Source organism: Rhodococcus sp. F64268, from assembly GCF_023015605.1.
In the GTDB taxonomy this organism is placed as follows: domain Bacteria; phylum Actinomycetota; class Actinomycetes; order Mycobacteriales; family Mycobacteriaceae; genus Rhodococcus.
In genome coordinates, this window is the sequence record NZ_JALKAI010000021.1 from 1 (window position 1) to 7,782 (window position 7,782).

Sequence of the window (7,782 nt, forward strand, 5' to 3'; positions counted from 1 at the left end):
CCCCCGGCACCACAGCCTCTTCACGACCATGACCCTCGAACTTCACCAACGCCGACGACGACTCCACACCACGATCCCGACGCCACCGCACCAACGCCAACCCCAACGCCGCCACCAGACCATCGGCGACACCACCACGGAACAACGACGGCACCGAAGTCAGCAACGCCTCGGTGTCCGAGGCGGGCACGCTGACGTCGAAACGCTCCACGGTGGACGCGGTGTCCACGGACGGATCGAACGGCCGCTCGCCGAGCAGCGGATCGGGTCCCTCGAGAATCTGTTCCCAGAGCCCCAGTTCGTCGCGGTGCAACGGTGCCGCCTCGACGAGACCGTGAGCCCAGCGCCGCAACGACGTCCCGACTGCGGCAAGCTCGACCCTCTCCTGTCCGGAGACGATCTGCCCCCACGCAAGACCGAGATCCGGCAACAGGATTCGCCATGACACACCGTCGACCACGAGGTGATGGGCAACGACGGCGAGCACACCGGCACGCCCGGCCGAACCGAAGTCGAACCACACGAACTGCAGCATCGCCCCGGCGAACGGGTCGAGTCGGCCGAGGGCAGCGTCGATCTCACGTCCGGCGAGGGCGGTCAGGTCCTCGTCGCTGATGTCGGCGGGAGCCTCTACGCGGGTGAGGAGGGATCCTGCCTCCACGTCACCGGCACCGCGCACGCGGAAGGTGATGCCGGCGTCGTCACGGTCGAGGATCGATCGAAGCGCATCGTGGTGATCCACCACGGCACCGATCGTCCGCTCGAGCACGTCCGCGGTGATGTCCTGTGGAAGGGTCACGGAGACGAACTGGGAGAACCGGTCGACGCCGCCGGGCCAGCCCAGCACCTCACGCATGATCGGCGTCAACGGAACATCACCGACACCACCACCGGGCAGTTCCTCGAGCCGCACGAGGTCCTGGGACTCGTCGCTGCGAACAGCAACCTCGGCCAGCCCCGCTACCGAACGCCGCTCGAACACATCCCGCGGCGTGAACACCACACCCCGAGCCTTCGCCCGCGACACCAACTGAATCGACACGATCGAATCACCACCGAGCGCGAAGAACGACTCGTCCACACTCACCTTCTCCAAGTGCAGAACCTCCGCGAACACCTCCGCAATGATCTCCTCGACCTCACTACCGGCACCGCGATACTCACGCTCTTCGAACACCGGCTCCGGCAACGCATCACGATCCAACTTGCCCACCGGCGTCAACGGCACCTCATCGAGCACCACCACCGCCGACGGCACCATATGCGGCGGCAACGACCGAGCCACGAACTCCGTCAACCCCGCCACATCCACAGTCCGACCCGCCGCAGGCAACACATACGACACCAACACCGTCGCACCCGACGCCGTCGAGCGACCGAGCGTTGCGGCAAAATCGACGGTCTCATGTGCCGCCAGGGCTGCGTCGATCTCGCCGAGCTCGATACGGAATCCGCGCACCTTCACCTGGAAGTCGCTGCGCCCCACGAACTCCAGCTCGAGACGATCCTCGGCCGCACGCCACCGCACCACATCACCGGTGCGGTACATGCGTGAGCCGTCCGGGCTGTAAGGATTGGCAACGAACATCTCGGCGGTGAGAGCGCTGCGGCCGTGATAACCGCGGGCAAGAGCAGCGCCGGCCATGTACAGCTCACCGGCGACGCCCTCCGGGACAGGACGCAGCCGCGTGTCGAGCACGAGTGCGGACACCCCGTGAGTGGGATGACCGATGGTGATCGGACGCCCCGGTTCGAGCCGCGCGAACGACGAGATGATCGTCGTCTCGGTGGGTCCGTACCCGTTGAAGTACTTACGTCCCGGTGCCCACTTGGCGAGCAACTCCGGTGTGGTGACGTCGCCACCGACCGACGCGACCTCGAGACTGTCGATACCCGTCGGATCCATCGTCCCGAGCACCGCCGGGGTGATGATCGTGTGCGTGACCCGTTCGGTGCGCAGCAACTCCGCGAGATCGGGGCCACCGATGATCGTCGACGGCACGATGACCAGCGTCGCGCCGCTCGTGAACGCCGCCATCCATTCGAGCACCGACGGATCGAAGCTCGGTGAGCAGATGTGCAGGAACCGATGACCGGCGCGCAGGTGGTACAGCTCGACAGCGGTGTCGACAACCCCGCCCAGACCCTGGTGTGTGACGACGACGCCCTTGGGGCGGCCCGTCGAACCCGAGGTGTAGATGACGTAGGCCGGGTGGAACAACGACAGCGGACGCACCCGATCGGAGGTGCCCACCGGCAGCCCCGACTGCCCGTCGAGCTCACTGGTGAACGTCGAATCGTCGAGCACGATCCAGTCGGTGTCCCCGGGGAGTCCGTCGAGGTGGTTCGAGGACGTGATACCGAGGACCGCGCCGGAATCGGCCAGCATGTACCGCACACGGTCGACGGGATACGTGGGGTCGACCGGCAGGTGCGCGGCACCGGCCTTCGCGATCGCCCACACGCTCAGGACCATCTCGTACGACCTCGGGTACGACACCGCGACGATGTCCTCCGGGCCGACGCCTCGTCCGATGAGGATGCGCGCGAGCCGCGACGAGGTCTCGTCGAGTTCGCGGTAACTGATCGAGCGACCCTCGTAGCGGACCGCGGTGGCGTTCGGATCCAGCGTGACCGCCGCTGTGAGGATATCGGCGAGGGTCCCACCCGCTCCGACGTGATCCCCGTGCACGTGCGTGAGCCGGCCGAACTCGTCGCCGCCGAGCAGCGGGAGATCCCCGACCGGCGCCTGCGGATCAGCGAGGATACCGGAGAGCAGCAGCTCGAACCGATGCGCGAACTGTTCGACAGTACCGTGATCGAACAACGCACTCGCGTAGGAGAACTCGGCCGATATGCCGGCAGGTGCGCCGTCCTGCCCGATGCCCTCGCGCAGCGTGAGCGACAGGTCGAACTTCGCCGTGTCCACCTCGAAGGGCACCCCGGCCACACTCAGCTCCGGAAGTTCGAGTCCTGCGGACGGCAGGTTCTCGAACGACAGGGCCACCTGGAACAGGGGGTGCCGCGCCGTCGACCGCTCGGGCTCGACGATCTCGACGAGCCGCTCGAACGGGATGTCCGCGTGGGCGAACGCCTCGAGATCGATCTCACGGACCCGCGCCAGCAGGTCGGTGAACGGCTCGCCCGCCTCGACACGGCTCCGCAACACCAGGGTGTTGACGAACATGCCGATCAGGTCGTCGAGTTCGGACTCACCGCGACCCGCGATCGGAGTGCCGATCGCCACGTCGTCGGAGTCGGACATGCGCGCCAGGAAGATCGCCAGCGCAGTGTGGACGACCATGAACATCGTCGTGCCGGTCCGGCGGGCCAACGCAGCCAGCTCACGATGCGTGGACGCGTCGAGCGCGAACTCGACCCGGCCACCGGCGAACGACTGCACCGGTGGACGTGGACGGTCCATCGGCAGATTCAGCTCGTCCGGAATACCGGAGAGCGCACGCTTCCAGTACTGGGCCTGCGTCGACAGCAGGCTCTCCGGATCGTCCTCCGAGCCGAGAACCTCACGCTGCCACAACGCGAAGTCCGCGTACTGGACCGGAAGCGGAGCCCAGGCAGGTTCTTCGCCGTTCGTACGGGACACGTACGCGGCCATGACATCACGCGTGAGCGGCGCCATCGACCAGCCGTCGGCACTGATGTGATGGACGACGAACACCAGCACGTGATCCGAACCGGACCTCCCCAGCCTGTACAGCACCGCACGCAACGGAACCTGTGTCGTCACGTCGAACCCAGCGCCCACGATCTCCAGGATCCGTGCGGGCAGATCCGCTTCGTCGACCTGCACCGCGTCGAGGTTCGGCATCGCCTCATCCACCGACAGGATCTGTTGGTAGGGACGACCGTCGTCCTCCGGGTAGATCGTGCGGAGCACCTCGTGCCGATCTAGCAGATCACGCACGGCCGCCTGCAGCGCATCCACGTCGAGGGCACCGGTCAGACGCACTGCCACAGGCAGATTGTCGGCGCTCGACGTCGCGTCGAAGCGGTTGAGGAACCACATGCGCTGCTGTGCAAGCGACAGCGGCACCCGATCCGGGCGCTGCTGCGGCACCAACGGTGCCCGGCGCGTCGACCCCGCGTGCTGCTCTGCCTGCGCCGCGAGGGCATGCACCGTCGAGGACTCGAACAGCACCCGCACCGGGATCCGAACGTCGAGTGCCGACCCGAGTCGCGCGACGAGTTGCGTCGCGATCAGTGAGTTCCCGCCCAGCGCGAAGAAGTCGTCGTCGAGGCCGACACGTTCGATTCCGAGGACATCGGCGAAGGTCGTCGCAACGATCTCCTCGATCGGTGTCGTCGGAGCCCGGAACTCGCGCGCTTCGAACGTCGGAGCGGGAAGCGCCTTGCGGTCGAGCTTGCCCGACGTGTTGAGCGGGAACTCTCCGAGCACGACCAACGCGGACGGCACCATGTACGCAGGCAGTGTCTCCGACACGAACTCGACGAGTTCGCCGGTGTCGATGTTCCGTCCCGGTACCGGCACGACGTATCCGGCGAGCTGGTCGCCGGTGGGTGTCTGCACCACCAGTACCGCGGCCTGGTTCACCGAATCGTGGGCAAGCAACGCGGTTTCGATCTCGCCGAGCTCGATGCGCTGGCCACGGAACTTCACCTGGAAGTCGGTGCGGCCGATGTATTCGAGTTCACCGTGCTCGTTCCACGTCACGAGGTCGCCCGTGCGGTACATCCGATCACCGGAGTCACCGTACGGGTTCGCGACGAACCGGTCCGAGGTGAGATCCGGGCGACGCACATAACCGCGTGCGAGCTGGACCCCCGCGAGGTAGAGCTCGCCCGGGACACCGACGGGAACCGGTCGGAGCCGGCCGTCGAGGACGTACGCCTGCACGTTCCATTCCGGGACACCGATCGGCACCACGTCGACCGAATCCGCTGCCGGTGCCTGCCAGTAGGTGGCGGACACGGCGGCTTCCGTGGGTCCGTACAGGTTGTCGATGTCCGCAGAGCTGATCCTGCGGACGCCGTCGATCGTCTCGGGCGGCAGGGCCTCACCGATCACGAAGATGTCGCGCAGAGTGCGGCATTCTTCGGCGTCGGCGTGGGCCGCGAATACCGTGAGCATCGACGGCACGAAGTCGGTGATCGTGACCTGCTCGCGTGCAATGACCTCGGACAGGTACGCGGGGTCGCGGTGCCCTTCCGGGGTCGCGATCACGAGTCGGGCACCCACGCTCAACGGCATGAAGAAGCCCCACAGCGACACGTCGAAGGTCGTGGCGGTCTTCTGGAAGTACACGTCGCTCGAGGTCATCTCGAACTCGTCCAGCATCCATTCCGTCTGGTTGACGATCGCGCGGTGCGTCACCGCGACGCCCTTCGGACGTCCCGTCGAACCGGACGTGAAGATCGCGTAGGCGGTGTTGTCGGGACGCAGCGGTGCGATCCGGTCCACATCGGTGACCGGTGCACTCGAGGTGTTCGACAGATCGAGCACGTCGATGGCGATCGACCGGATACCGAGATCCGACGGCACCTCGAACTCGTCGCGGGCCGTGGTCAGGATGCACACCGGCTCCGCCGTGTCGAGGATGTGCCGCACGCGGTCGATGGGATGGTCGGGATCGATCGGCACCCAGGCCCCGCCGGCGCGCACGATCGCGTACATGCCCACCATCAGATCGAGAGACCGTCGGATCGCCAAGCCCACCAGCGACTCCGGGCCGACTCCTTCCGCTATCAGGTGTCGTGCGAGGCGTGTGACGCGAGCGTCGAACTCGGCGTAGGTGAGGGAGTCACCTTCGTAGACAAGTGCGACAGCCTCGGGTGTGCGAGCGGCCTGCGCGTCGAAACGGTCGGTGAGCAGCGCCGACGCGTCGAGCTCGTGCGCGGAGTCATTCCAGTCGTGGAGGATCCGGTCGAGTTCCGCGGCATCGAGGAGCTCGATGTCGCCCACATGATTCTCAGGCCGCACGGCAAGCGACTCGAGTGCACGCACGAAGCGGGCAACGAGCGTGGACACCTGATCGCGATCGAAAAGCGCACGCTGATAGCGCAGTTCGACTTCCATGCCCGTCTTGACGTGAACGAACAGGCTCAACGGGTAGTGCGTGGCATCGTGCGTACCGACACCCGTGACGGACATCCCGTCTATCGACGAGGCCTGCTGGGCGAGGCCCTCCTCATCGAGTGGGTAGGACTCGAACACGGTGAGCGTGTCGAAGGCCACCGCGGGACCCGAGGCCCGCTGGATGTCGGTCAGTCCGAGATGGTGGTGTTCGAGCAGCGCGGCCTGTTCGCTCTGCAGACGACCGAGGAACTCGGCGACCGGCTCGTCGGGATCGAAGGACACCCGCACCGGCAGGGTGTTGATGAACAGACCCACCATCGACTCCACGCCGGGCAGGTCTGCGGGACGTCCCGAGACGGTAGCGCCGAACACCACGTCGTCGCGGCCGGTGAGTCGGCCGATCAACACGCCCCATGCGGCCTGCACGAGAGTGTTGACGGTGACGCCCAGGCGCGCCGCGGCGTCGCTGATCGCGGTCAGACGCTGCGCGTCCAGTTCGATCTTGACGCGGTCGTCGCCGTGCGCGCCCGGATGACGGGGCGACTGCGGGGCGAGCAGTGTCGGTTCGTCGAATCCGTCGAATACGTGCGACCAGGCGCCGCGCGAGGCCTCCAGGTCGCGTGTGCCGACCCATTCGAGGAACGAGCGGTACGAACGTGCGCGCGGCAGCATCGACGTATCACCGCGAGTGGCGTACAGGGCCATCAGGTCCTGCATGAGCAACGGCATCGACCAGCCGTCGACCAGCACGTGGTGCGTGGTCACGCCGAGCTGGTAGCGATCACCACCGAGCGAGACGAGCACGAACCGCATCAGCGGTCCGGTGTCCATGACGAACCCGCGGGTCTCCTCGTCGCGCCAGAACGGGACGGTGACGGTCACGCCCGAAGACGCCACCTCCGACGACATGTCGACTGTGCGCCATGGCACCTGCACGTTGTCGAGCACCAGCTGGACCGAGTCGCCGTCGTCGTCGGTGACGAAGACGGTGCGCAGATTCGCATGCCGATCGAGCAGTCCCTGAGCCGCCCGGTGCAGACGGTCCGCGTCGACCGCGCCTTCGAGGTCGAGCACCGCCTGCATCGTGTACACGTCGACGTCATCGTCGGCCGTCATCAGCGCGTGGAACAACAGACCGGACTGCAGCGGCGAGAGCGGCCACACATCGGCCACCGGCCGGTACCGCGATTCCCACCGTTCCAGGTCGGACTGGGTCACATTCACCAGCGGGACGTCGGACGGGGTCAGCCCGCCGGCGTCGGGTGCATCGACGTGGGCGACGAGCGCGTCGAGAGCCGCGCGCCAGTGCTGCGCGAACTCGTCGACATCCTCGCGATCCAACAGTCCGGTGGGGAATGCGATGTTCGCGCCGAGCTGCGGACCCTCCGGCCCGTCGTTCACGATCGCGTTGATGTCGATCGCGGCACTGGCAGGCATATCCGCGTCGAGCGCGGCATCGACCTGGCCGAGTGCGCCGGTGGGCGCCCACCCGATCGCCGCCAACTCCTCCGGCACATCCGCACCGGACACACGCCCCAGATAGTTGAAACTGATCTGCGGCGACTTCGCCACCGCACCCAACCGCACCGACGACTGCCCATCCAGATACCGCAACAGGCCATAACCCATACCCCGGTCCGGAATCGCCAGCAACTGCTCCTTCACAGCCTTGACCGCAGCACCGACCGACACACCACCGGCGAACGCATCATCGACATCGACACCCG

General features: G+C 66.7%; 1 protein-coding gene. It reads right to left on the reverse strand.

Going from position 1 to position 7,782, the window contains the following annotated elements:
- Positions 1–7,782 (reverse strand): non-ribosomal peptide synthetase (locus tag MWU77_RS24235; RefSeq protein ID WP_247275004.1); only part of this gene is annotated, 7,782 nt, incomplete at both ends.